This is a genomic window from Aeromonas schubertii (assembly GCF_000820105.1).
GTDB lineage: Bacteria > Pseudomonadota > Gammaproteobacteria > Enterobacterales > Aeromonadaceae > Aeromonas > Aeromonas schubertii.
Genome location: NZ_CDDB01000068.1, coordinates 175,469 through 200,198, shown reverse-complemented (window position 1 = coordinate 200,198; position 24,730 = coordinate 175,469). Strand labels below are relative to the sequence as shown.

Here is a 24,730-nt window from a genome sequence, read left to right as displayed (position 1 = left end):
ATTGGGTGAAGGTTGCGCCTCAAGAGTCTAGTCCCTATCATTGCGCGGTTTTCATTGGCCAAGGTTAATTCTCATGCTCAAGTCCCCTCTGCATCCGCGCCTCGGTGATCTGGTTGCCGACCTGCTCGATGACGTGCTCAATCAGGGCATGCCCCTCGATCGCGCCTACTCCCGCCGTTTCTCGGGGCTGAGCCTCAAGCCGTTCGAACAGGCCCGGGTCGCCCTGGTGACCGGCGATCTGCTGCGCCGCCTCAACCTCTACTGCACCCTGGCGGGGGTACAGGTGCGTCAGGCGGGCAAGATGGGTTGGCCCCTGCTGCTGGCCTGGCATGCCTTCCACCGCATCCCCATGCCCAATCACCGCAGCCTGGATCGCTTCAAGGAGGAGACCTTCCGCTTCCGCCTGCAGGATGCCAAGAAGAATCCGACCCTGATGGATGGCTGCCCCAGCTGGCTCGACAAGCTCGGCAGCGAACAACTCGGTGACGCCTGGCCGCGCGAGCGCGCCGCCCTGGCCGAGGCCCCCAAGCGCTTCGTGCGCGTTAATACGCTCAAGGGCGACAAGGCGGCTCTGCAGGCCCAGCTCAAGAAAGAGGGGGTTGAGGCCCGTGAGGTAGAGGGTGTTGAGACGGCCCTCGAGATCACCTCGGATGCCGCCCTGTTCAAGACCAAGGCGTTCCAGAGCGGACTGTTTGAGCAGCAGGACGCCGGCTCCCAGAAAGTGGCTGCGGCCCTGGCTGTTGAGCCGGGCATGCGCGTCATCGATGCCTGCGCCGGGGCTGGCGGCAAGACCCTGCATATCGCCGCTGCCATGAAGGGGAAAGGACGCCTCATCGCCATGGATGTCGAGCAGTGGAAACTCGATAACCTGAAAGAGCGCGCCCGTCGCGCCGGGGCACACAACGTGGAGACCCGCCTTATCGAAGACAGCAAGACCATCAAGCGCCTCAAGGAGAGCGCGGATCGGGTACTGCTGGATGTCCCCTGCTCTGGACTGGGTGTGCTAAAGCGCAACCCGGATACCAAGTGGAAAGACACCGCCGAACGCCTGGCTCCCCTGGTGGCCCTGCAGGCGGAGATCCTGGAGAGCTACAGCCGCATGGTGAAGGTGGGCGGTATCCTGGTTTACGCCACCTGCTCCATCCTGCCGATGGAAAACCGCGGCCAGATCGACGCCTTCTTGGCCAAGAACGACCGCTTCCGCCTCATCGAGGACGACCACATCAGCCCGGCCGACAGCGGCTTCGACGGCTTCTATCTGGCCCGTCTCGAGCGGATCGCCTGACGATCAACGCCCATCAAAAACGCCCATAAAAAAAGGAGCCTTTCGGCTCCTTTTTTTTGCTTGACGCTTCGCTCAGGCTTCATCTTGCTTGTGCTTGGCAGACGTTTCCTTGATCAGGGTCTGCAGCTCACCGGCCTGGTACATCTCCAGCATGATGTCGCAACCACCGATCAGCTCCCCTTCAATCCACAGCTGCGGGAAGGTCGGCCAGTTGGCGAACTTGGGCAGCTCGGCGCGGATATCGGGATTTTGCAGTATGTCTACATAGGCGAACGGCTCACCGCACGCCATCAGGGCCTGAGAGGCCTGGGCGGAGAAGCCGCAGCTCGGCAGCTTGGGAGAGCCCTTCATGTAGATGATGATGGGGTTCTCGGCCAGCTGCTGCTTGATCTTGTCGATGGTTTCCATGAATGCCTCACATTGCACTTTGTTGCGGGCCATTCTACCCCAAGGCTCGGTAACCATAAACGTACAATACGAGGGGTTTTGCGCCTTTCCCCATCAGCAGGAGCATAAATTGACCAGGATCATGGCACTTGCCGCCGGTTGTGGCCGCAACCCCTATGCTGTTACAATCCAGCCATCTCGATAAGGCAATATCCCTATCTTTTTAATAAGATTTCTTTTCCATCGTGAAAAGAAACCGCAATGTCGTGCAACCATCGCCTCGGCGATCGCCAATGGAGAGTAGACAATGGCATTCGAACTTCCCGCTCTGCCCTACGCAATCAATGCTCTGGAGCCGCACATCTCTCAGGAAACCCTGGAATACCACCACGGCAAGCACCACAACACCTATGTGGTCAACCTGAACAACCTGGTTCCGGGTACCGAGTTTGAAGGCAAGTCTCTGGAAGAGATCATCAAGACCTCTGCCGGCGGCATCTTCAACAACGCCGCCCAAATCTGGAACCACACCTTCTACTGGCACTGCCTCTCTCCGAACGGTGGTGGCGAGCCGACCGGAGCCCTGGCCGATGCCATCAACCAGGCCTTCGGCTCCTTCGCCGAGTTCAAGGATGCCTTCACCAAGTCTGCCATCGCCAACTTCGGCTCCAGCTGGACCTGGCTGGTGAAGAAAGCTGACGGCACCCTGGCCATCGTCAACACTTCCAACGCCGGTTGCCCGCTGACCGAGGCCGGTGTGACCCCGCTGCTGACCGTCGACCTGTGGGAGCATGCCTACTACATCGATTTTCGCAACCTGCGTCCGAAATACATGGAGGCCTTCTGGTCTCTGGTCAACTGGGATTTCGCTGCCAAGAACCTGGCTGCCTGATTGCCCCAATAGAAACGCCCCGCTACTGCGGGGCGTTTTTTTATGGCAAGAGACCAAGTGAAGGGGTGCCACTGCGCCCCTTGGCGTCACTCGTCGATCTCGTCCATATAGTCGTCGAGGTTGACCTCATCCTTGCTTCCCTGAGGTTTGGCATCGGGGTTAAAGCTCTTGCCATCCACCTTGGACTGATTGTACTGCAGGTAGAAGCCCTTGGTGAGGCTGTAGGGATCGAGGGCATTGTCGATAATCTGCTCTTGATCGATGAGCTTGGAGCGGGTGCCCACCCCATCCAGGGCCCAATGCACGACCTTGAGGGGGAAGGTGAGCAGGGTATAGGGGAAGTAGAGCACGTCGATGGTATCACCGACTATCTCCCGGGTCGTGGTAGGCCCGTAGACCGGCACCATCACATAAGCCCCCTCCCCGATGTGCATCCGCCCGAGCACGGTGGAGAGCTCGAGCTTGTTGCGCTCCATCCCCACGTGCTTGGCCACATCGAAGATACCGAGCAGGCCGATGGTGGTATTGAGGGTGAAGCGGCCCAGATTGGTTCCGGCCCCCTTCATGTCACCGCTGATCAGATGGTTGACCATGCTGCTTGGCTCGTTGAAGTTCTCGACCAGGTTTTCGATGCCTGTCTTGACCGATGCGGGCACATAGTTGGCGTAGGCATGGATCACCGGACGCGCCACATAGGGCTCGAGCACATCATAGTTAACCGCCCACATGGCCCGGTTGGCCCCCTCAAACGGGTCCTTGGGATCGCTGGCGGTGCTCACCGCCTTGGCATTGGGGGGAGGCCCCATGGGATCGGGCAGGCTGGCGGGGGCCTCCTTGGGAGGGCCACCGGCACAACCGGCCATCAGAAGAAAAGGCAATAATGCCGCCACTCTCAGTTGCATTGCTGACACCATGACTGTAGCTGGTCTCTATTTATTGTATATGGAGTGAGCGCAGCCCCGTGGGAGGCTGCGCAAAAGAGGTATTAAAGAGGGTTGGCGATGCGAATGTCAATCGATGCCGGTAGTGGTGCCTGAGTATTGACCGGTTCGGAAAGCCCCTCGAAGGCTCCCGACTTCTCCATGACGTTGCCGCTGGGCGACAGACGAGCCTTGAACTGGAGAGCGGGATAGTCGGCCAGCTTGCCCCCCTGCATCATGGCATCCCTATCGCTCAGGGTCACCTTAAGCGGGAAGCCGGGGTTGGCGATACGCTGCACGGCAATCGGCATGGGTGGGCCATTGGGTACCACGGCAAACACGAACAGGAATCCCTGCGGGGGCACTGTGACCCCCTCTGCCAGGGTGACGGTCACCGGGAAACGCAGGCCAGTGGCCACCTCCTGCTGCGAGGTGCCATGCATCACCTCACTCTGGCCACGCAGAGTCATCTTCTGGCGGGCAAAGTCGATGGAGCGCTCGATCATCTGATAGCGGGGTGAACCGGGCTCCATCAGGGGAAGCATGGACTGCCAACGCTGCAAGGCGGTGGGGTAGTCCTCTTCTTGCAAAGCCATGAAGGCGTAGACGGAGAGGGCCTCGAGGTTTTTGGGGTCGCGCGCTATCGCCTCCTTGAGCAAGGTCTCGGCCCGAGCCTCGTCTCCGTTCATCATCAGAGCCTGGGCATAGGGGACCACCACCAGTGCGGGATCCGGTGACAGGCGGTGGGCCTTGTCCAGCGCCTGCAACGCCGACTCGGGATCCTGCCCGTCGAGCAGCAGGCGCCCGAGCAGCAACCAGCCACGATAATCTTCCCCGTCGCTCTGCAGCTTGGTGCGCAGTGCCAGGATGAAGGCCTGCAGATCCTGCTCGGTCACATTGGCATCACGTTCAACCAGGATGCGGTTACTCAGCTCCCCAAGACGAGCCGCACTCTCTTGCCACACCTTGACCTCGCGCCAGGCGCCCAACTGCAGGTAGAGGCCGATGCTCACCACCAGCAGTACCAGCACTCCCGGCAGCCAAAGCAGGCTGCGGCCATTACGGGCCCCCTGCTCCACATCGGGAATATCGTCGAGCAGGCTGCGCTTGAGCTCCAGTTCGGTCTCGGGCTCCTCGCCGAGCAGCCCCTGCTCGCGCTCCTCCCCAAGCTCCGTCAGACGACGTCGATAGAGGCGTTTGTTGAGCTCGGTACGCGTCAACCCCTGCTCTCCTCCCCCCTGCCACAGGGGCAGGATCAGGGCGGTGGCGGCCAAGGCCACCAGCGCCAGGGCGGCAATCCAAAATCCGATCATGCTTGTTTGTCCTCATCGAGCAGACGCTTGAGACGGTTCTGCTCCGCCTCGCTCAAATCCGTGTTGTTCCCCGGCGGACCACGGCGGCTGCGCCGTACCACCACCAGAGCGCCTATCAGGATGACGGCGAAGGGGCCGACCCAAAGGATCAGGGTCGAGGCCATCAGGGGGGGGTCATAGAGGATGAAGTTGCCGTAGCGGGCGACCATGTAGTCGACCACCTCTTCCTTGCTCTTACCGGCGCGCACCATCTGGTAGGTTTTGTCGCGCAGATCCTTGGCAAGGCCGGCATTGGAGTCGGCGATATCCTGGTTTTGACACTTGGGGCAACGCAGCTCCTTGGTCAACTCACGAAACGCCTGCTCCTGGGCATCGCTGTCGAAGTTATAGACATCGATATCGGCGCGGGCCACGCCGCTCATCCCCAACAGAACAAATGCAATGGCAAAGAGGGCGGCTCTCATCACTTCATCCCCTCATAGATGGCCTTCAGGGAGCTCTCCCACACCTGGGAATTGATATCCCCCACGTGGCGATAGCGGATGATCCCCTTACTGTCGATGAAGAAAGTCTCGGGGGCACCGTAAACCCCCAGATCCAGCCCCAGCATGCCATCCGGATCGTAGAGGGTTACCTGATAGGGGTTGCCCAGCTCCTTGAGCCAGCCAATCGCCTTATCCCGATCATCTTTGTAGTTCATGCCGATGATGGCGATCCCTTGGCCGGCCAGTTGCTTGAGGTACTCATGCTCCGAGTAGCAGGTCGGACACCAGGTGGCCCATACATTGAGCAGCATGGGGCGACCGGTCAACAGGGAGCGATCGTGCTGCTTATTGAGATCGAAGATGTCCTGCAGGGTAAAGACGGGCACCTCTTGCCCCACCAACACGGATTCCAGCTTGCGGGGATCGGAGTAGAGGCCACGAAACAGGAAGACAGCCCCCAGCAAGAAGACCACAAAGGGGATTAGAAACAGCCAGGTCTTGCGACTCATACCTTGGCCTCCTCCTCACGACGATTGAAACGATAGCGGCCATCGAGCATGGCGAGCAGACCACCAATGGCCATGATGAGTCCACCGACCCAGATCCAGCGCACGAATGGCTTGTAGTAGAGGCGCACGGCCCAGGCATTGTCATCGAGCGGCTCGCCGAGGGCGGCGTAGAGATCCCGGGTGAAGCCGGCGTCGATAGCGGCCTCTGTCATCGGCATGCGGGTGACGATGTAGTTGCGCTTCTCGGGTTTGAGCAGGGCGACCTGACGGCCATTCTGATGAACCTCGATCACCCCCTTGAAGCCGTGGTAATTGGGGCCATCCTTCTGGCGGATACCGGTGAAGACGAACTCATAGTCGGCAAAGGTGGCGCGATCCCCCGCCTGCATGCGCAAGTCCTTCTCGATGCTGTAATTTTGGGTACAGGCGATGCCAATGATGGTGACCGCCAACCCCACATGGCCGAGGATCATGGCCCAGTGGCTGTTACCGAGGCGACGAACCCCCTCACCAAAGGAGTGGCGATGGGTGGCCCGGGCCCAGGTCTCCTGGGCACTGGTGACCATGATCCAGACACCGAGTCCAATCCCCAGCGCAGCCCAGGGCTTGAAGCTCTCGGCAAACAGCAGGGGCAGGCCAATGGCGGCGATCAGACTGAGGATCAGGGCCACCATGACCTTGCCGCGGATATCGGCCAGCTCCTGGCGACGCCAGCGGAACAGGGGACCCACCCCGAGCAGCAGGGCAAAGGGGATGATGAGCCAGCTGTAGATCTGGTTGAAGAAGGGGGTGCCGATGGAGATGCTGCCAAGCCCCAGCTCCTTGTGCACCAGAGGCAACAAGGTGCCGATCAGCACGGTGAGCAGGCCCGCCATCAGCAGGATGTTGTTGCCCAGCAGCAGGGTCTCACGGCTAAACAACTCATATTTACCGTGGCTGCGCACCTGGCCCCCCTTGAAGGCATAGAGCAGCAGGGAGGAGCCGATCACCGCCAGCAGGAAACCGAGGATAAAGAGACCGCGAGTCGGGTCAGAGGCAAAGGCATGCACCGACACCAGCACACCCGAGCGCACCAGGAAGGTGCCAAGCAGGCTGAGGGAAAATGCCGAGAGGGCCAGCAGTACGGTCCAGGCCTTGAAGGTGGCACGCTTCTCACTCACCGCGAGGGAGTGCAGCAGTGCCGTACCCGCCAACCAGGGCATGAAGGAGGCATTCTCTACCGGGTCCCAAAACCACCAGCCACCCCAACCGAGCTCGTAATAGGCCCACCAGGAGCCCAGGGCTATCCCCAAGGTCAGGAAGATCCAGGCGGCCATGGTCCAGGGACGCGACCAGCGTGCCCAGGTGGCGTCGAGGCGGCCGGTCAGCAGGGCCGCAATGGCAAATGCAAAGGCCACCGCAAAGCCCACATAGCCCATGTAGAGCATGGGCGGGTGGAAGATGAGCCCCGGGTCTTGCAACAGCGGATTGAGGTCACGCCCGTCCACCGGATAGAAGGGCAGAGTACGGGTGAAGGGGTTGGAGGTGAACAATACAAACGCCGTAAAGCCTACCGCGATCAGACCCAGCACACCGAGCACCCGGGCCACCGCATCGAGGGGAAGGCCACGACTGAAGCGGGCCACGGCCGCGGTCCAGCCGCCCAGAGTCAGCACCCAGAGCAGCAGAGAGCCCTCATGGGCCCCCCACACCGCCGAGATGCGGTAGGCAAGCGGCAACAGGCTGTTGGAGTTGGTGGCCACATACTGCACCGTAAAGTCATTCTCGATGAAGGACCAGGTCAGGCAGGCAAAGGAGACCAGCAAGGCAAGAAACTGGGCATAAGCGAGCGGCCGCGCCGCCTTCATCATGCCCAGGCGCCCGAAGTGGGCGCCGAACAAGGGGTATGTGCCGAGCAGCAGGGCGACGGCGAAGGAGAGAATGAGGGCAAACTGGCCCAACTCAGGGATCATTGATGGGTACCTTTCAGCTGGGCTTCGGTGTACTCGGGCTTGTAGTGCTGCATCCCCTTGAGGGCATCGGCTACCTCGGGCGGCATGTAGTTTTCGTCGTGCTTGGCCAGCACCTCAAAGGCATCGACCGTGGTGGCGTCGCGCAGGGTACCCTGAGCGACGATCCCCTGTCCCTCCCGGAACAGATCCGGCAAGATGCCATCGAAGTGAACGGTGACTAACCCCCCGCCGGCGTCCACCAGCTGGAAATTGACCTTGAGGCTGTCACTGGCCCGCTTGACCGAACCGGGCACCACCAGGCCACCAATCCGCAGACGCTGCCCGGCGTCGGGTTTGATCTTCTCAGGCCCCTTTCCCTGCACCAACTCGGTCGGCGTGTAGAAGAGGTCGATATTCTGGCTCAGGGCATAGAGCACCAGACCGATGACCCCCCCCAGTCCCAACACGATGACAAGCAGAATGGAGAGGCGCTTCTTGCGTCTCGGATTCATAAGGTGTTCTCCATGGACTGGGCTGCCTGACGACGGGCCTCCCGCGCCTCTTTACGGTGCAACTCATCGAGGAGCTGCTTGCGCTTGAGGCGAGTGGTGATGACGATGCCGGCAAGGGATGCCAGCGTGATACCAAAGGAGAGCCAAACGTAGAAGGCATACCCTCCCATGGCGAGGAAATCGGCAAAAGAGGCAAAGTGCATGGTTACTTCTCCTGCTGGGCGATGGCCTTCACCCAGGGGCGATTCCATTCGCGCATCAGCAACTCGTTGCGAAAACGCATCAAGGTGACGGCGCCGAGAAACGTCGCGAAGGCCAGAATCATGACAAGCAAGGGCCAGAGCATCTCGGCAGAGATGGAGGGCTTGGCAAACTTGGTGATAGAGGCCCCCTGATGCAGGGTGTTCCACCACTCTACCGAATAGTGGATGATCGGCAGATTAACGACCCCCACCAATGCCAGAATACTGGCCGCTCTTCCCGCCAACACCTTGTCGCTGAAGGCATTGTAGAGAGCGATCACCCCCAGATAGAGAAACAGCAGGATGAGCTCGGAGGTGAGACGGGCATCCCATACCCACCAGGTGCCCCACATGGGCTTACCCCAGGCCGCGCCGGTCACCAGGGCGATAAAGGTGAAGACGGCACCAACCGGGGCGATGGCCGCCACCGTCATATCGGCCATGCGCAGCTGCCACACCAGTCCGATCCCGGCCGCAATGGCCATGGTCGAGTAGGCGCCCATGGAGAGGATGGCGGAGGGGACATGGATATAGATGATGCGAAAAGAGTCACCCTGCTGATAGTCGGCCGGCGCGAAGGCCAATCCCCACACCAGACCGACGACAAAGGCGATCACACTGATCACCGCAAACCAGGGCAAGAGCAGACCAGCCAGGGCGTAGGCACGCTCGGGCTTGGCATAAGGATGCAACCATTTCCACATAGCTCACAGTACCTTAGAGTAATTAAATGTCCGGTTCAGGGGCTAACCTTACCGGCTAAAACAGTATAAAAAATACCTCTATCGGATTAAGCGGCAGACTCCTTGATCCACCGCAAACCCGCATTAATTCATGCTCACCCGCAGCGCCGCCGAAATAGCCAACGGTGTCAGGGTCAGGGCCCCCAACAACATGGCCCCCAGTATCGCCAACTGCCCTCCATAGGGCAGACCCATTCCAGCCGCATCGATGGCCGAGGTGGCAAAGATGAGCACGGGAATATAGAGCGGCAAGATGAGCAGGCTCAGCAATACACCACCACGTCGCAGACCCACCGTCAGCGCTACCCCGACGGCACCAAGCAGACTCAGCACAGGTGTCCCCAGCAAGAGGGTCAAGGCGACCGCCTGCCAGGTGCGCAGATCCAGCGACAGCAACAGGGCAATCAGGGGAGAGAGCAGCAAGAGGGGCAAGCCGGTCAAGAGCCAGTGGGCCACGACTTTCCCGAGTGCCAGCACGCCGAGAGGAGCAGGCATCAACATCATCTGCTCGAGGGCCCCGTCGGCGAAGTCATCACGAAACAGCCGCTCCAGGGAGAGCATGGCCGAGAGCAGGGCCGCCACCCAGATGATCCCGGGGGCAATGCGGGCCAGCAGCGCCGGCTCAGGGCCAATCCCCAAGGGAAAAAGGGTGATGACGATGAGAAAAAACCAGAGCGGATTGAGGATCTCCGAGCGCTGGCGCATGGCCATCAGCAGCTCACGACGGATCACATGCAGCAAGGGGGAAAACATCATGCGACTCCTTGCAATTGGCGGCTCAGGGCGATGGTGCGCAGCCGCTCACGGGCCAGACTCATCTCCTGATGGGTAGTGAGCACCACCATCCCCCCCCGGTCCGCATGGTCCAGGAAGAGTCGCTCGAGCACCTTCACCCCCTGCTTGTCGATGGCGGTGAAGGGCTCATCCAGGATCCACAGTGAGGGCTTGCTGCTAAGCCAGAGTCTGGCCAGAGCCACCCGCCGCTGCTGACCGGCCGAGAGTTGGCCACAGGGAGACTCTTCAAAACCGGCCAATCCGACTCGCGCCAACACTTCCCACAGATCGATCTCTTCGCCGGGATGATGGATGCGCTGATAGAAAGAGAGGTTCTCAAAGGCGGTCAGGTTCGCCTTGGTCCCAGGATGATGGCCCAGATAGAGCAGGCTGGCGTGATACTCATCACGGCATTCGCAAATATCCTCGCCACACCAGCTCACATACCCCCCAAACGGCAGGGAGAGACCGGTCAGGAGGCGCAGCAAACTGGTCTTGCCAACACCGTTTGGCCCCTCGACCTGTACCACCTCACCCGGCTCGACCGAAAAGGAGAGAGACTCGAAGAGTGTCCGGTCTTCACGAACACAGGTCAGTTGATGAGCTTGCAGCATGATCTCTGGGTCAATGGGTATAGGCCTGCGCAGTGTACCACAAGAAGCCTGCCAAGATTTTCAAACTGCCGTTGGGCAATAGCAAAAAGTGTGATCTGGAATGAACAATAAAAGAGGGGAGGCACCGGCCTCCCCTCACTCTGGACACTAACGTCCTTTTCGCAATGAAATCAATAACTCGGCCTCAGCCTTGGGGAGCTCGCACTCGCTCATCAGCTCGTTGATATCTGCCCCCAGCTCAACCATTTTGGCCGCACGGCTATAGAGACGCCGGTCCGGATCCTGCAAGGTCAGCTCTTGCTGATGCTCCTGAAGCTTGTGGATCTCGCCCTCCACACCCTGCAGGCGACGCCCCATGCCAATGGTTCCTGAATGAAGCTCTGTCAGCTGCTTGCGCAGACTGTCAATCTTGCCCAGCAGGCTGTCACGCTCTGCCTGGGCCTGTTCACTGTGACGACGAAACATCACCCATAATGCCAAACACGCCCCCCACGACAACAGGGAGGCGCCCAACGCCAGCCAAATGATCAACGATTGCAAGGTTTATCCTCAAAGCGAACCAATGTCTTCCCACTCTTCATCGGTCAGCAGCTTGTTGAGATCGACCAGAATGAGTAACTGACCATCCCGGTTGCTGACGCCCTGAATAAACTTGGCGCTCTCTTCGGTGCCCACCGCCGGAGCCACGTCGATCTCGGAGGAGCGCAGATAGACCACCTCAGCCACGCTGTCGACCATGATGCCTATGACCTGTTTCTCGGCCTCAATGATGACGATTCGGGAGTTCTCACTCACTTCCGCCGGCGGCAGACCAAAACGGGAACGTGTGTCGATAACGGTCACGACATTACCACGCAGGTTGATGATCCCCAGTACATAATCGGGAGCCCCAGGAACCGGCGCAATCTCGGTATAGCGGAGCACCTCCTGAACCTGCATCACATTGATGCCATAGGTCTCATTTTCCAGCTGGAAGGTCACCCACTGAAGCACCTCATCTTCGGCCAGGTTCTGTGCAACATTGCGCTTTTCGCTCATCGTCGTGTTCCTTGTATGAATACGTCTTAGGTAAAACTAGCAATAAAAAAGCCAGACTGCTCTTAACGCCCCTCGATATTGACGCCCCGATCGAGTAAACGCAGGAGCTCATCAACATGAAGCAGGGCACACTTCTTATCCTTGACCATGCCTGCCAGCCAGGGGCGCTTGCCCTCCTGATGGCGCCACTTGACCTGATCGTATTTCAGTCGCTCAGTCCCTTTGAGGTGATGGCAAGAGAGACCCCAGCTGGAGTTACCGAGCGTGATCAGATAGTGGTAGGGAGCCATCTCCGTATGAGGGTCATCCGGCATCACCCAAAGGGCCGTATCCACCACCTTGAGCTTCTCCTCTCGCATCGTCATCAGGCCACTAAACCAGGGCGCCTGACCAAAGATGGAGGTGACCTCGGAAATACGATGGATTCCCCCCAGCTCACTCAGGGGTACCGCGAAGGTCACACCGGACACATCGAAGAAGAGGGCCTGAAATTCACTACCCGGCTCTATATTTTGCCACTGGGCAAGGTCCGGCTCGGGTTGCGCCAGCGCACTCTCCTCGGCAACCAGCGTCTCTTCCACCAGATGAGTGACAGGTGGCGCCTCGACGGGGGCGGGAGTCACCTCCTCGGCCTCGATGGCCAGTGACTCTACCTCCAGATGGGTGATCGCCTCCATCTCCTCCTGCACCTGTCCGACCTGGGACAGAAGCTCTGCCAGACGCTCGCGTCGCTCCGGCTCCTCCAGATAGGGCCTGGGGGCAACGCGCGTCTCTACGGCCACCAAACGCCTCGGCTCGGGGAGTGGCTCGTGTCCTTGCGCGGTGGCCTCCTCTTCCTCCAGCAAGAGGGAGTGGAAGTAATCATCCATGGCCCTGATTTGAGTAGACTGGCTCACTGGGCAACCTCCATCCGGACACGCTTCTCCAGGGTATCGAGATATTGAAGCAAGGTCTGATAGGCATAGGTTCCACGGCTACCGGGTGCATAGATAGACGGGGGGACATGCAGCAGACTGGCATCACGAAACTTGGTATCAATAGGGATGACAGAGGGCCAGACCGCATCGCCATACTGATCCTTGATAGACTTGAGGGTCATCAAGGAGGCACGGGTTCGCTTGTCAAACATGGTCGGCACGACCGTATATTTGAATCCCCCTTTCTTGGAGCGCTGCATGATCTCAAAGGTCTTCATCATGCGCTCCAGCCCCTTGAGGGCCAGGAATTCAGTTTGCACCGGAACCAGAATGCGATCACAGGCTGCGACCGCATTGACCATCATCACCCCCAACACGGGCGGGCAATCGATGATGGCGTAATCGTAACGATCTTGCACCTGAAGCAAGGCCCGTTTGAGAACAAGCCCCATCCCCTCCCGGTTACCCATGACACGGTCCAGGGTCGCCAGCGTGATAGAGGCCGGCAAGAGATTGATGTTGTCGAACTTGGTCTTGAGCGTCAATTTATCGACAAGCTCGGCGGTCGGGCGTGCCGCCTGAAACAACTCATAAAGGGTTGCCTCCAGACCATCCGAATCGTAGTCCAGATATGAGGTGAGAGAGGCATGAGGATCGGTATCGATAAGCAGTACACGCTTACCTCGCTGGGCAAGAATACCGGCCAGCGATACGACCGTCGTCGTCTTGCCTACCCCACCCTTCTGATTCGCCACCGTCCACACTATCACGTCGTCATTCCTGCCTTGTCGTTATGCGTATACCGCCGCCGGGTAATTCAATGATCTTCACGTTATTGCTATCCACCGGAGCTGGCTCTACCTTGGGGGGTGCCTCAACCTGGACGGGCTGTCTGGCCGTCGGGGACGTCGGCTTCCAGGCATACCGGGAGAGCGCGATCACCACCTTGCGATTCTGTGCTCTGCCCGATTCACTCTCATTGTCGCTCCAGGGGGAGAACTCCCCATACGCCTCCATGGCCAAGCGATGGGGGTCGATGCCATCACTGACCATGGCCTCGAGAATCACGCCCGCCCTGGCGGCCGAAAGTTGCCAATTTGAGCGGAAAATTTCATTGTTTATCTGCTGGTTATCCGTATAACCCCGCACTCTTACATAGTTATCGACCGGTTTGATAATTCTTGAGACTGCATTGATCACGGGCCCGGCATTAAGACTCGGGCTGGCACTGCCGCTGGCAAACAAGAGGCCCGAATTGAGCTCAATGGTCAGCCACTCATCATCCCGATTGAGCTTGACGAGGCCTGCATCCACCAAAGCTCCCATTGCCTGTCCTAACTGAGCATCAATGTCTGCAAGAGCTGCGCCATCTTGCTTCGATTTAATCATGGACTCCGGGGCAGCCGATTCGGTCTGGGGTAACAGGGTTGGGCTCATCTCGCCGGACACCCCGGGCACAACGGCATCACCCGGCGCCTCCAATATCCCCTTCCCTTGTGGAACTGTCATGGTGAACGCCTGTGTGACACCTTCGAGTACCTCCTTGTACTTCTCTTTGTTGACCATGGCCACCGAATAGAGAACGACAAAGAGCGCAAAGATCAGCGTCATATAATCGGCATAGGAGACCAGCCATCGGTCCAGATGCTCATGACCACGCAGGTGAAGGGGCGAACGGCGGCGGCGAGGCATCACTACTCTCCCTTCAGATAGATTTGCAAACGCCTTCTCAGCTGAGGGGCACTCTCTCCATGAGCGATGCCGAGCAGCCCCTCCAGGGTCATCTCCTGAAAGAGCTGTTGATGATAATGAAAAGCCCGCAGCCGATTGGCCACAGGCAGATAAAGAAGATTGGCCAGGCCCACGCCATAGATGGTTGCCACGAAGGCCACGGCGATCCCGGCGCCCAGCTCGGCAGGCTGCTCCAGCTTAACCATGGCCTGAATAAGGCCCAACACTGCCCCTATGATGCCAATGGTCGGACTGTAGCCCCCCATGGATTCAAACACCCGGGCACTGTGTTCGTTGCGCTCCTGCTCGACCATGATTTCGGCCTCGAGAAGATCCCTCATTCGCTCCAGCTCGACCCCGTCAACCAGCATTCCCAACCCGGCCTTGGTAAAGGGCTCCCGCTCTTGATCGGACTGCTCTTCCAGTGCCAACAAGCCATATTGACGGCCACGCTGAGCCCACGATTCAAGCCGACTGGCCTGAGCCTCAAGCTCGAGTACCGGCGGCATAAACAACCAACCGAATTGTTGCAGTGCCCGCCTGAGGTACAGAGAAGGGGTCTGCAAAATCACAGCCCCCAAGGTACCACCGACGACGATCACAAAGGCAGGCCCATCGACCAGATTCCAGAGCGAGCCGCCATGCCACTGCTGGGCCAACGCGATCGAGCCCAGCGCCAGTAGCAAGCCAAACCAGCCGATCATTGGCGTCCCAACTCAACCAGAATTCGCTGCGCAACCTTGTCAAGGGGCAGGGACTCGCTGGCGATACCCGCCTTTGCGACCGCTTGTGGCATGCCATAGACCACACAGCTGGCCTCATCCTGTGCCCAAATGGTCGAGCCCTGCTCTTTCAGCAGACGCGCCCCATCACGGCCATCAGCCCCCATGCCGGTCAACACGATAGCCAATACCTTGTCACCGTGAGACTTGGCCGCAGAGGCAAACGTAATATCGACACATGGCTTGTAGTTGACCTTGTCATTCCCGTCGATAATGCGCAGACGTGCGGCATTACCACGGCCATCGATGAGCATCTGCTTGCCGCCAGGCGCCAAATAGGCCTGACCCGGCTTCAGTACATCGCCGTCTGCGGCCTCTTTGACTCCTATCTTGCATAGCCCGTCGAGACGGGCAGCAAACGCGGCCGTAAAGGTGGCCGGCATATGCTGAATAAGCAAAATCGGATGGGGAAAATCGGCCGGCAACTTGGTCAAGACCGCCTGCAGAGCCACAGGGCCTCCGGTAGAGGTGCCAATCGCAACCAATTGATAACTTTTACCGGAGCGCTTGAAGCTAACCGGAGCTGCAGGGGCCACGCGATCGGGCACTGCACGCACGGGCGTTGACAGCGTAGGGCGCAGACCCGGTGAGGCTGGCTCAGGAGAGGGCCGGGAGCGCGCCGCCCCCATCATGAATCGCTTGCGTGAGATCTCCTTAACTCGCTGCTGCAGCAGGTTAACAGCCTCTTCTTTGTCACGGGCAATGTCCTCAAACTTCTTGGGCAAGAAATCGAGGGCACCGGCATCGAGAGCATCCAGGGTCGCCTTGGCTCCCTCATGGGTGAGTGAAGAGAACATCAGGATCGGGGTTGGACATTTCGCCATGATCTCGCGCACGGCGCTGATCCCATCGAGCACCGGCATCTCGATGTCCATGGTGATGACATCAGGGCGTAAGGCCATCGCCTTATCGACGGCTTCACGGCCATTCTGCGCCGTATCGACCACTGTCATCGCAGGGTCTTGGTTGATGATCTCGCTGACGCGGCGCCTGAAGAAACTCGAGTCATCGACTACCAGTACTTTAACAGCCATTCTTGTTCTTATAACTCCCTTGGGCCGCCGGCATCAGTGCCGACGAGCGTAGGCCTTAAGCAGGCTAGGTACATCGAGGATCAAGGCAATACCCCCATCGCTGGTGATGGTGGCCCCCGACATCCCCGGGGTTCCTTGCAGCAACTTGTCCAAAGGCTTGATCACCACCTCTTCCTGACCGATCAGGTTATCGACCACAAACCCTATCTGCTGGGTGCCGATCTGGACGATCACCACATGCCCTGCGTCCTGGCGAGTCTTGTAATGACGATTACCACGAACCAGCCACTGCTGGAGATAAAACAGGGGAATGGCCTTCTCACGCACTATGATAGTGAGCTGACCATCCACCATGTTGGCCTTCTTGAGGTCCAGGTGGAAAATTTCATTCACACAGCTAAGGGGAAGAGCGAAGGTCTGCTCACCCACCTCAACCATCAGAGTCGGCAGAATAGCGAGCGTCAACGGCACCTTGATCTCCAGGCGCGTGCCTTTGCCCTTCTCTGAATCGATAAAGATGGAACCGTTCAGGCTGATGATGCTGGTCTTGACCACATCCATCCCGACACCACGACCCGAAATCTCCGAGATCTCTTTCTTGGTCGAGAAGCCGGCGGCAAAAATAAGGTTATACGCTTCGTTATCCGTCATCCTGGCTGCTGCATCCGCATCCAGCACCCCACGCTCGATGGCAATGGACTTGAGCTTTTCGGGATCCATACCCGCCCCATCGTCCTCGATACAGAGCAGAATATGATCCCCCTCCTGAGAGGCGCTCAGGGTTATGGTGCCCTGACGGGGTTTTCCGGCGGCAGCGCGAACATCCGGCATCTCGACACCGTGATCACAGGAGTTACGCACCAGGTGTACCAACGGATCGGCAAGGGCTTCGACCAGGTTCTTGTCAAGATCGGTATCCTCTCCGATCAGCACCAGATCGATCTCTTTTTTCAGCGAACGAGCCAGATCACGTACGACCCGGGGGAAACGACCGAAGACCTTCTTGATGGGCTGCATGCGGGTCTTCATCACCGCCCCTTGCAGGTCGGCAGTGACCACGTCCAGATTGGCAACTGCCTTCGCCATGTCTTCATCGTTGCTGGCAATCCCCAGGCTCACCAGGCGGTTTCTCACCAGCACCAGCTCACCAACCATGTTCATGATCACATCCAGGGTCTTGGTGTCGACACGAACCGTGGTATCAGCCTGAGCGGCAGCACTCTCTTTCGCGCCCTCGGCCGGAGCCGGAGCCTTTGCCGGAGCCGGCTTGCTCTCGCTCTTGGTTGCGGCAGGCTGAGGAGCCGGCTTCACTTCGGGCTGTGCAGTGGCCGGTTTGGGCGCAGGAGGTGCAACCGGTTTGGGAGGCTCGGGAGCATCTTTGGCCGTGGGCCCCTGGCCCGAACCATGTAATTGATCCAACAGGCGTTCGAACTCGTCATCACCGATGAGCTGATCGACCTCCCGCTGGACATCTTTTAATGGATTCGGCGCAGGAGCCCCGCTGTGGGCCCCCTTGCCATGAAGCTGATCGAGCAGGGCCTCGAACTCGTCATCTGTGATGTCACCGCTCTCGGATTGAACCGCCGCAGGGGAAGATGCAGTAACTGTGGTCGGGCTCTTGCCCTCACCGTGCAATTCGTCGAGCAGACGCTCAAACTCATCCGATGAGATCTCGTCGATCCCCCCCTGAGTACCGGGATCCATCGGCATGGGTTCTACGACCTCGGCGACAGGCGTTGCTGCGACCTCTGGCTCCGGGGCTGGTGCCGGGGAGGAACTTCCTCCGGAAGCGGTAGAGCGAAGCTGCTCTTCCCCCTCAGGTTTGCAGAGTTCATGCAGGTCATGCAGTACATCGTCAGGAGCCGGGCTCGGCTGCTCACGATTTTGCACCTGCGCGAACATCTCGTTGATGGCATCCAACGCCTGCAGGATCACATCCATCAGCTCGGGGGTAACCCGTCGCTTCCCGTTGCGAAGAATGTCGAAAACATTCTCCGCACCGTGACAGGCATCAACCAGCTCGGTGAGAGAGAGAAAACCGGCACCACCCTTAACCGTGTGAAATCCGCGGAAGATGGCATTTAGCAGGTTGCTGTCATCGGGCCGTTTCTCGAGATCTACGAGCTGCTCTGACAGTTGCTCCAAGATTTCGGATGCCTCGACCAGAAAGTCCTGCAGTATGTCCTCATCAACTTCAAAGCCCATTCGTCACTCCATTAGAATCCAAGACTGGAGAGAAGGTCATCCACGTCATCCTGGCCATTGACCACATCATCGCGATGTTCGGCATTGATGATGGGACCTTCTGCTTCGATCGCGTTGCGAGGCACGGGTTTCGGGGGTTCAGCTCCGACATCACCAAACATCGTCAACATCTCTACTAATTTAGTCTCGACCTCCTGAACCAGCTTGATGACTTTGCGAATCATCTGGCCGGTGAGGTCCTGAAAATCCTGAGCCATCAGAATTTCAGTCAACAGTTGCCTTAACGTATCGGCGTCCGCCTCAGAAGACTTAAGAAAATCATCGAGTTGATGACACAAAACCTTGAACTGGCCCACATCGAGGCTGCGCCCCATCAGAGCCTGCCAATTGGGTAGAACGGACTGGATCCCGTCATTGAGACGATCTGCGATGGGCAAACTCGCCTCGACGGCATCCATGGTTCTATTGGCCGCCTTGTCGGTCATGTCAATGACATAGCTGAGGTGCTCACGGGCGTCGGGGATCTCATGGGTCGCAAGGGTCGGAATGCGAGGATCCAATCGAAACTCATTAAGGGAGGTGTGGAGTTGGCGAGTCAGTTGACCCACCTTCTCAAACAGGGAGCTGGCGTTAGGTACGCATACCTCGGCCAACAATTCGTCTGCTCTGCCAAACTCCTCCTGCTCGAGAAGGGAGACGAGCGTCCGTGCCTGCTCAAGCGTAATGATTGCGCTCGTCTTGACCATCATCCTTGGGGCTCCTCTCAGCCAATGCGCTCGAAGATCTTGTCGAGCTTCTCTTTGAGAGTGGCTGCAGTGAAAGGCTTGACGATATAGCCGTTCACCCCGGCCTGTGCTGCCTCAATGATCTGTTCACGCTTGGCTTCAGCCGTCACCATCAGGACAGGAAGATGCTTGAGCTTGTCATCGGCACGAATGGCCTTGAGCAGGTCGATCCCTTGCATGCCAGGCATGTTCCAGTCGGTTACGACAAACTGGAAATCACCGTTTTTGAGCATGGGCAGGGCTGTGTTGCCGTCATCGGCTTCATGGGTGTTGTTGAAGCCAAGATCTCTTAGCAAGTTCTTGATAATCCGACGCATTGTCGAGAAGTCATCAACAATGAGGATTTTCATGTTCTTGTCCAAAATTCCCTCCTAAACGGCCGTCTGCAGACGGCCGGCGTTCATGATGCAGAATGCAGATACTTGTGGTGACTATTATGCCCTACACCGTTTTTTTAGTGTAGACAGTACAAAGAGTTATGCTTGCCAATCACGCAACCTGGCACGCAATCTGTGCATTGCCTGGCTATGAATTTGACTGACGCGCGACTCGCTGACGTTGAGAATCTCGCCGATCTCCCGCAAATTCAGCTCTTCGTCGTAATAGAGGGAGAGCACCAGCGCCTCGCGCTCCGGTAGCTTGGCGATGTTATCGGCCAAGGCAGACTGAAAGCGCTCGGCCGCCACATCTTCATAGCCGTGGGTGACGCTCGCCCCCTCCCCGCCCAGCACATCCTCGCTGACCCCGAGATCTTCGATGCCAATGATCTTGCCGCACGACACATCTTGCAACATGGAGTGATACTCCTCCATGCCCACACCGAGTTGTGCCGCAACCTCGGTGTCACGGGCATCCCTGCCGTGCTGCTTCTCAACCTGATCGATAGCCTCGGCTATCATGCGGCTGTTACGGTGAACCGAACGGGGTACCCAGTCACCACGACGGATCTCGTCGAGCATGGCTCCCCGAATTCGGATTCCCGCATAGGTCTCAAAACTGGCCCCTTTGCTGCCATCAAAGTTGCGAGAGGCCTCAATGAGCCCAATCATACCCGCCTGGATCAGGTCATCGAGCAGCACGCTGCTGGGCAGGCGTGCCAGCAGATGCTGGGCGATGCGCTTGACCAGAGGGGAGTGGCGCTCGACCAATGCATAGGAATCCTGATGGCGTAAGTATGCCTGGGCTTTATTCACGCGAACCTTCCTTCATGGTGGCCGGATTTTGCAGCAGACTCTCGAGGAAAAACTCTAGGTGTCCCCCCGGCTGGCTGGGCACAGGCCAGCTCGCTGCCTTGTTGGCCAGCGCTCTGAAGGCCAGTGAGGCAGGAGACTTGGGGAACGCATCCACGATCAGCTTCTGTTTTCGCACTGCCTGCCTCAGATTCGTGTCATAGGGTATACAGGCGACCAATTCCAGCGAAGTCTCAAGGAAACGATCGGTCACTCGGGTCAATTTGGCGAACAGCTCCTGCCCTTCGCGCAGGCTGCGAACCATGTTGGCCACTACCTTGAAGCGATAGACGCCATGCTCCTTGGAGAGGATCTTCATCAGGGCATAGGCATCCGTGATGGAGGTCGGCTCGTCACACACCACGACCATGATGTCCTGAGCGGCACGCGCGAAGCTCAGAACCATGTCGGAGATACCGGCCGCCGTGTCCACCATCAAAACATCGATCTGGGTCTTCATCTCGCTAAAGGCCCTGATAAGACCGGCATGTTGCGCCGGTGACAGCTCCACCATGGATTGAGTACCCGAGGTAGCCGGCACTATCATCATGCCGTTGGGTCCCTCGATGATGATGTCATCGAGTGTGCACTCTCCCGAAAGCACGTGGGAGAGGTTGCGATGGACCCGCAGACCCAGCATCACATCCACGTTTGCCAGCCCCAGGTCAGCATCGAGTACCATGACCCGCTTGCCCTGGGCCGCCATGGCCCCGGCCACATTAAGGGTGACGTTGGTCTTGCCAACGCCCCCCTTGCCACCGGAAACCGCAATCACCTTAACCCGGTTATTTTGACGCATTTTGCGCAGCCCACTTGCCTGATCCATATATACGTTACTCATAAAACTCCGAATCTTCAGCCTCACCAAACCCGGCCCCCCAGAAATAGGGCTCCTCCACCTGCCGCTCCAGCGAGCCTAACGCCGAACCGATCAGTTGTGCCGAGTTGGCAACCTGAATATCCTCCGGAACTCGCTGTCCATCGGTCACATAGGAGATGGGCAGGGTGTTCTGGATGCAAACGTTGATGACTTCCCCGAGATTCAAGCTCTCGTCGAGCTTGGTCAGGATGCATCCGCTCAGCGGAATGCGCTTGAAATGGTCGACCGCCTCTTGCATGACACGGCGCTGAGACGTTGCCGACATCACCAGATAGCTGCGGATACGGACCTTGGAATTTTTGACCAGGGTGTCGAGTTGCTCGGTCAGACGGACGTCCCGTTGGCCCATGCCGGCCGTGTCGATCAGCACCAGGCGGCGGTGACGGAACTGATAGAGCACAGAGGCCAACTCCTCGGCATCGCGCACCTGACGCACCGGGCACCCCATGATGCGGCCATAGGTTTGCAACTGCTCATGCGCCCCGATCCGATAATTGTCCGTGGTGATGAGCGCCACCTGATCGGCACCATATTTCATGGCAAAACGGGCGGCCAGCTTGGCGATGGTCGTGGTCTTGCCCACCCCGGTGGGGCCAAGCAGTGCCACCGCTCCTCCCTGACGCAAGATTTCATCCTCGCCCACCCTGAGCTGGGAGGTGAGGATCTCGGCGATCTGCGCCATGCCCTCGTGCACGGACATGTCCTCGGGCACCATGCCCGCCAACTGATCGGCATAGGCATCGTCGAAGCCTATCTTCTTGAGCTCTTTGATAAGCAGGGCACGCATGGGTTCACGCCGCTCCACCTCTTGCCACATCAGGCCGGAGATTTGATGCTCGAGCAGCTTACGAATGCTGGCCATCTCCTGGCGCATCCCCTCAAGCTCCCGATCGCGTGGGGCGCCCTCGCGAGCCGTATTGGCAGTCCGAGCCGCGCCATTACTGCGTGCTCTGGGCTTGGCCTGAGGCTGTGCCTCCCATTGGGCCTGCTCGGCCAGGGTACGGGGGGCCCCCTCGGCAACGGGGGCGACAGAGGGGGCAACCCGTTGTCCACCCCCCTTCGCCTGCTGCTGGCGGGCGAGCAACGCCGCCAAACTATCGGCGTAGTGCTCCTCTTTTGACGCTGTAGCGGTCGTCATTTGACGACCAGCCGTCGAAATATTGACGCGTTCATCCCCTAAAGAGGCACGCGCAGGCTCCTTGCTTGACACCGTTTGAGACTGATAATCCACAGCGGCGACAATCTCGACTCCTCCGGTGACCTTTTTATTGGACATGATCACAGCGTCAGGGCCTAACGTCTCCTTGACCTCTGCCAACGCAGTGCGCATGTCCTTGGCAAAAAACCGCTTAATCTTCACCTGTCATCTCCGCTCACTAGTTCTGTCCCACCGCGCTGACGATACGGATCTGTTTGTCGTCAGGCACTTCCTGGTAGGACAGGACGCGCAACCCCGGAATCGCATTCTTCACAAACTTGGCAAGGGTGTTGCGCAAAATTCCCGATGTCAGCAATACAGCAGGCTGACCCTCCAACTCCTGCTGCTGGGTTGCCTCGGCCAGTGACCTCTGCATCCGCTCGGCCAGGCCCGGCTCAATACCGGCCCCTTCACTGCCACCAGCCTGAAGCGACTGATGCAATATACGTTCCAGCTCTGGCGCCAGAGTAATCACCGGCAACTCGGCCTCGGTCCCGGCGATCTCTTGCACGATGAGGCGACGCAGGGCGATACGGCATGCGGCGGTCAACACCTCAGGATCCTGGCTGCGGGGGGCATACTCCACCAACGTTTGCAGTATGGTGCGCATGTCGCGGATCGGCACCCCTTCACCCAGCAGGTTTTGCAGCACCTTGACCAGATTGCCCATGGAGATCACCTCGGGAACCAGACCGTCGACCAACTTGGCCTGATGCTTGGCCACCATGTCGAGCAGTTGCTGTACCTCGTCGTGCCCCAGCAGCAGTGCCGCCTGATTGGAGAGCAGCTGGCTGAGGTGAGTGGCCACCACGGTCGCCGCATCCACTACCGTATAACCCAGAGTCTGGGCATGGGAGACCTGATCCTTGCCTATCCAGAGCGCCTCGAGGCCAAACGCGGGATCCCGTGTCGGGACCCCATTGATGGAGCCAAAGACCTGGCCCGGGTTGATGGCCATCTCCTTGTCGTGGTAGATCTGCGCCTCACCCGTGCTCACCCCCATCAGGGTGATACGGTACTGATTGGGTGCCAGATCCAGGTTGTCGCGAATATGTACCGCAGGCACCAGAAAGCCCAGCTCCTGAGAGAGCTTCTTGCGCACTCCCTTGATCCGGGTCAACAGCTCCCCTCCCTGGCTACGATCGACCAGGGGGATCAACTGATAGCCCACCTCAAGGCCTATCACATCCACCGGCATCACATCGTCCCAGCTCAAGTCACGATGCTCGTGCGGCGTCTCCAGCTCTCCTTGCAGCGCACTGTCCTCCTTGGGCTGGGCCGCCAGCCGCTTCTCGCGCTGCAGCAGCCACCAGGCGATACCGGCACAGAGCACCCCAAGGGAGAGGAATGCCATATGGGGCATACCCGGTACCACCCCCATGATCAGCAAGATGGCGGCAGTAATGATGAGAGAGCGCGGATTATTGAAGAGCTGACCCAACACCGCCTGCCCCATGTCCTGATCGGTATTTTGACGCGTGACTATGATGGCGGCGGCAATAGAGAGCATCAGGGAGGGGATCTGGGCCACCAGACCATCACCTATGGTGAGCAGGGTATAGATGCGGGTCGCTTCACCAAAGCTCAGCCCATGCTGCACCATGCCGATGATGAAGCCACCGATGATGTTGATAAAGAGCACCATGATGCCGGCGATGGCATCCCCTTTTACAAATTTGGAAGCACCGTCCATCGAGCCGTAGAAATCCGCCTCAGAGGTCACCTCCTGACGGCGCTTCTTCGCCTCTTCCTGGTTGATGAGGCCGGCGTTGAGGTCGGCGTCGATAGCCATCTGTTTGCCGGGCATGGCATCGAGGGTGAAACGGGCGCTCACCTCGGAAATACGGCCGGCACCCTTGGTGACCACCACGAAGTTGATGATCATCAGGATCAAGAAGACGATGAGACCAACCGCATAGTTGCCGCCGATGACCACAGAGCCAAACGCCTCGATGACATGGCCCGCCGCCGCGGGACCATTGTGACCCTCGAGCAGCACCACCCGGGTTGACGCCACGTTCAGTGCTAGACGCAACAAGGTAGCGATCAGCAATACGGTCGGAAAAGCGGCAAACTCCAGCGGGCGCCGGGTGTAGACGGCGACCAGAAGCACCACCATGGCCAGGGCGATGTTGAACGAAAAGAGAATATCCAGCAGGAAGGCCGGCATGGGCAGCACCACCATGCCGAGGGCGGCCAACACCAACAAGGGGGTGCCCAATCCCTTGGAGAAGAGGCTTCTATACCCTTTTAGCCGGGTCAGCATCTGGGTCATTTCCATCGTTCGTATCGCGTCTGACTACACCTAGCCCCACAAAGCAAAA

Annotated in this window: 27 protein-coding genes; 2 read left to right on the top strand and 25 right to left on the bottom strand. The window is 58.8% G+C overall.

What is annotated here, in order from left to right; all coding sequences use genetic code 11:
• The first annotated feature begins 73 nt into the window (after nucleotides 1-73).
• Complete coding sequence (locus tag BN1133_RS14225) at nucleotides 74-1,285, top strand: RsmB/NOP family class I SAM-dependent RNA methyltransferase (protein ID WP_050667148.1); 1,212 nt, start codon at nucleotides 74-76, stop codon at nucleotides 1,283-1,285.
• Nucleotides 1,286-1,357: 72 nt separating this feature from the next.
• Here BN1133_RS14225 and BN1133_RS14220 read toward each other — a convergent pair whose 3' ends face one another.
• Complete coding sequence (locus BN1133_RS14220) at nucleotides 1,358-1,693, bottom strand: Grx4 family monothiol glutaredoxin (protein ID WP_050667168.1); 336 nt, start codon at nucleotides 1,691-1,693, stop codon at nucleotides 1,358-1,360.
• Between the two features lie 286 nt (nucleotides 1,694-1,979).
• On the opposite strand from BN1133_RS14220, the gene sodB reads away from it, so the two are divergent.
• Nucleotides 1,980-2,564: a superoxide dismutase [Fe] gene (gene sodB, locus BN1133_RS14215; RefSeq protein WP_050667147.1), complete on the top strand. Its 585-nt coding sequence runs from the start codon at nucleotides 1,980-1,982 to the stop codon at nucleotides 2,562-2,564.
• An 86-nt stretch (nucleotides 2,565-2,650) separates the two neighbouring features.
• Here the strand turns inward: sodB and BN1133_RS14210 are convergent, their stop codons facing one another.
• The 24 genes from BN1133_RS14210 to flhA form a co-directional block, all read right to left on the bottom strand.
• Nucleotides 2,651-3,466 carry an MlaA family lipoprotein gene (locus BN1133_RS14210; RefSeq protein ID WP_050667146.1) on the bottom strand — a complete coding sequence of 272 codons (816 nt, stop codon included), beginning with the start codon at nucleotides 3,464-3,466 and terminating at the stop codon, nucleotides 2,651-2,653.
• An 83-nt stretch (nucleotides 3,467-3,549) separates the two neighbouring features.
• Complete coding sequence (gene ccmI, locus BN1133_RS14205) at nucleotides 3,550-4,797, bottom strand: c-type cytochrome biogenesis protein CcmI (RefSeq protein WP_050667145.1); 1,248 nt, start codon at nucleotides 4,795-4,797, stop codon at nucleotides 3,550-3,552.
• The gene (locus BN1133_RS14200; RefSeq protein WP_050667144.1) at nucleotides 4,794-5,261 is read right to left on the bottom strand and encodes a cytochrome c-type biogenesis protein; all 468 of its coding nucleotides are present in this window, start codon (nucleotides 5,259-5,261) and stop codon (nucleotides 4,794-4,796) included. The genes ccmI and BN1133_RS14200 overlap by 4 nt, the downstream gene beginning before the upstream one ends.
• Entirely contained in the window at nucleotides 5,261-5,791 is a 531-nt protein-coding gene (locus tag BN1133_RS14195; RefSeq protein WP_050667143.1) for a DsbE family thiol:disulfide interchange protein, read from the bottom strand. The genes BN1133_RS14200 and BN1133_RS14195 overlap by 1 nt, the downstream gene beginning before the upstream one ends.
• Entirely contained in the window at nucleotides 5,788-7,743 is a 1,956-nt protein-coding gene (locus tag BN1133_RS14190) for a heme lyase CcmF/NrfE family subunit (protein WP_050667142.1), read from the bottom strand. Before BN1133_RS14190 ends, BN1133_RS14195 begins: the two co-directional genes overlap by 4 nt.
• Complete coding sequence (gene ccmE / locus BN1133_RS14185; RefSeq protein WP_050667141.1) at nucleotides 7,740-8,234, bottom strand: cytochrome c maturation protein CcmE; 495 nt, start codon at nucleotides 8,232-8,234, stop codon at nucleotides 7,740-7,742. Before ccmE ends, BN1133_RS14190 begins: the two co-directional genes overlap by 4 nt.
• On the bottom strand, nucleotides 8,231-8,437 hold the full coding sequence (gene ccmD / locus BN1133_RS14180; protein WP_050667140.1) for a heme exporter protein CcmD: 207 nt from the start codon (nucleotides 8,435-8,437) through the stop codon (nucleotides 8,231-8,233). Before ccmD ends, ccmE begins: the two co-directional genes overlap by 4 nt.
• A gap of 2 nt (nucleotides 8,438-8,439) precedes the next feature.
• On the bottom strand, nucleotides 8,440-9,180 hold the full coding sequence (locus tag BN1133_RS14175) for a heme ABC transporter permease (RefSeq protein WP_050667139.1): 741 nt from the start codon (nucleotides 9,178-9,180) through the stop codon (nucleotides 8,440-8,442).
• A 123-nt stretch (nucleotides 9,181-9,303) separates the two neighbouring features.
• Nucleotides 9,304-9,972, bottom strand: a complete 669-nt coding sequence (ccmB, locus tag BN1133_RS14170) for a heme exporter protein CcmB (RefSeq protein ID WP_050667138.1) — start codon at nucleotides 9,970-9,972, stop codon at nucleotides 9,304-9,306.
• On the bottom strand, nucleotides 9,972-10,610 hold the full coding sequence (ccmA, locus tag BN1133_RS14165) for a cytochrome c biogenesis heme-transporting ATPase CcmA (protein WP_153006725.1): 639 nt from the start codon (nucleotides 10,608-10,610) through the stop codon (nucleotides 9,972-9,974). The genes ccmB and ccmA overlap by 1 nt, the downstream gene beginning before the upstream one ends.
• Nucleotides 10,611-10,754: 144 nt before the next feature.
• A complete protein-coding gene (locus tag BN1133_RS14160) occupies nucleotides 10,755-11,072 on the bottom strand; it encodes a DUF2802 domain-containing protein (RefSeq protein WP_231686276.1) in 318 nt (105 codons plus the stop codon).
• Nucleotides 11,073-11,156: 84 nt separating this feature from the next.
• Nucleotides 11,157-11,645, bottom strand: a complete 489-nt coding sequence (locus tag BN1133_RS14155; RefSeq protein ID WP_005357667.1) for a chemotaxis protein CheW — start codon at nucleotides 11,643-11,645, stop codon at nucleotides 11,157-11,159.
• A gap of 62 nt (nucleotides 11,646-11,707) precedes the next feature.
• Entirely contained in the window at nucleotides 11,708-12,541 is an 834-nt protein-coding gene (locus BN1133_RS14150) for a chemotaxis protein CheW (RefSeq protein ID WP_153006723.1), read from the bottom strand.
• Nucleotides 12,538-13,332 carry a ParA family protein gene (locus tag BN1133_RS14145; RefSeq protein ID WP_050667136.1) on the bottom strand — a complete coding sequence of 265 codons (795 nt, stop codon included), beginning with the start codon at nucleotides 13,330-13,332 and terminating at the stop codon, nucleotides 12,538-12,540. Before BN1133_RS14145 ends, BN1133_RS14150 begins: the two co-directional genes overlap by 4 nt.
• Before the next feature lie 4 nt (nucleotides 13,333-13,336).
• Nucleotides 13,337-14,254: a flagellar motor protein MotB gene (locus BN1133_RS14140; protein ID WP_050667135.1), complete on the bottom strand. Its 918-nt coding sequence runs from the start codon at nucleotides 14,252-14,254 to the stop codon at nucleotides 13,337-13,339.
• A gap of 2 nt (nucleotides 14,255-14,256) precedes the next feature.
• A complete protein-coding gene (locus tag BN1133_RS14135; RefSeq protein ID WP_050667165.1) occupies nucleotides 14,257-14,994 on the bottom strand; it encodes a flagellar motor protein in 738 nt (245 codons plus the stop codon).
• Entirely contained in the window at nucleotides 14,994-16,109 is a 1,116-nt protein-coding gene (locus BN1133_RS14130; protein ID WP_050667134.1) for a protein-glutamate methylesterase/protein-glutamine glutaminase, read from the bottom strand. Before BN1133_RS14130 ends, BN1133_RS14135 begins: the two co-directional genes overlap by 1 nt.
• Nucleotides 16,110-16,142: 33 nt before the next feature.
• Nucleotides 16,143-18,314 (bottom strand): chemotaxis protein CheA, encoded by a 2,172-nt coding sequence (locus BN1133_RS14125; protein ID WP_050667133.1) that lies wholly within the window; start codon nucleotides 18,312-18,314, stop codon nucleotides 16,143-16,145.
• A gap of 11 nt (nucleotides 18,315-18,325) precedes the next feature.
• Nucleotides 18,326-19,063, bottom strand: coding sequence for a protein phosphatase CheZ (locus tag BN1133_RS14120; protein WP_050667132.1), 738 nt, complete (start codon nucleotides 19,061-19,063; stop codon nucleotides 18,326-18,328).
• A 14-nt stretch (nucleotides 19,064-19,077) separates the two neighbouring features.
• Nucleotides 19,078-19,449, bottom strand: coding sequence for a chemotaxis response regulator CheY (cheY, locus tag BN1133_RS14115; protein WP_437125682.1), 372 nt, complete (start codon nucleotides 19,447-19,449; stop codon nucleotides 19,078-19,080).
• A 126-nt stretch (nucleotides 19,450-19,575) separates the two neighbouring features.
• A complete protein-coding gene (locus tag BN1133_RS14110; RefSeq protein ID WP_050667131.1) occupies nucleotides 19,576-20,292 on the bottom strand; it encodes an RNA polymerase sigma factor FliA in 717 nt (238 codons plus the stop codon).
• Nucleotides 20,285-21,169 carry a MinD/ParA family protein gene (locus BN1133_RS14105; protein ID WP_050667130.1) on the bottom strand — a complete coding sequence of 295 codons (885 nt, stop codon included), beginning with the start codon at nucleotides 21,167-21,169 and terminating at the stop codon, nucleotides 20,285-20,287. Before BN1133_RS14105 ends, BN1133_RS14110 begins: the two co-directional genes overlap by 8 nt.
• Nucleotides 21,162-22,568: a flagellar biosynthesis GTPase FlhF gene (gene flhF / locus BN1133_RS14100; RefSeq protein WP_050667129.1), complete on the bottom strand. Its 1,407-nt coding sequence runs from the start codon at nucleotides 22,566-22,568 to the stop codon at nucleotides 21,162-21,164. The genes BN1133_RS14105 and flhF overlap by 8 nt, the downstream gene beginning before the upstream one ends.
• Nucleotides 22,569-22,584: 16 nt before the next feature.
• On the bottom strand, nucleotides 22,585-24,687 hold the full coding sequence (gene flhA, locus BN1133_RS14095) for a flagellar biosynthesis protein FlhA (RefSeq protein WP_050667128.1): 2,103 nt from the start codon (nucleotides 24,685-24,687) through the stop codon (nucleotides 22,585-22,587).
• Between the last annotated feature and the right edge of the window lie 43 nt (nucleotides 24,688-24,730).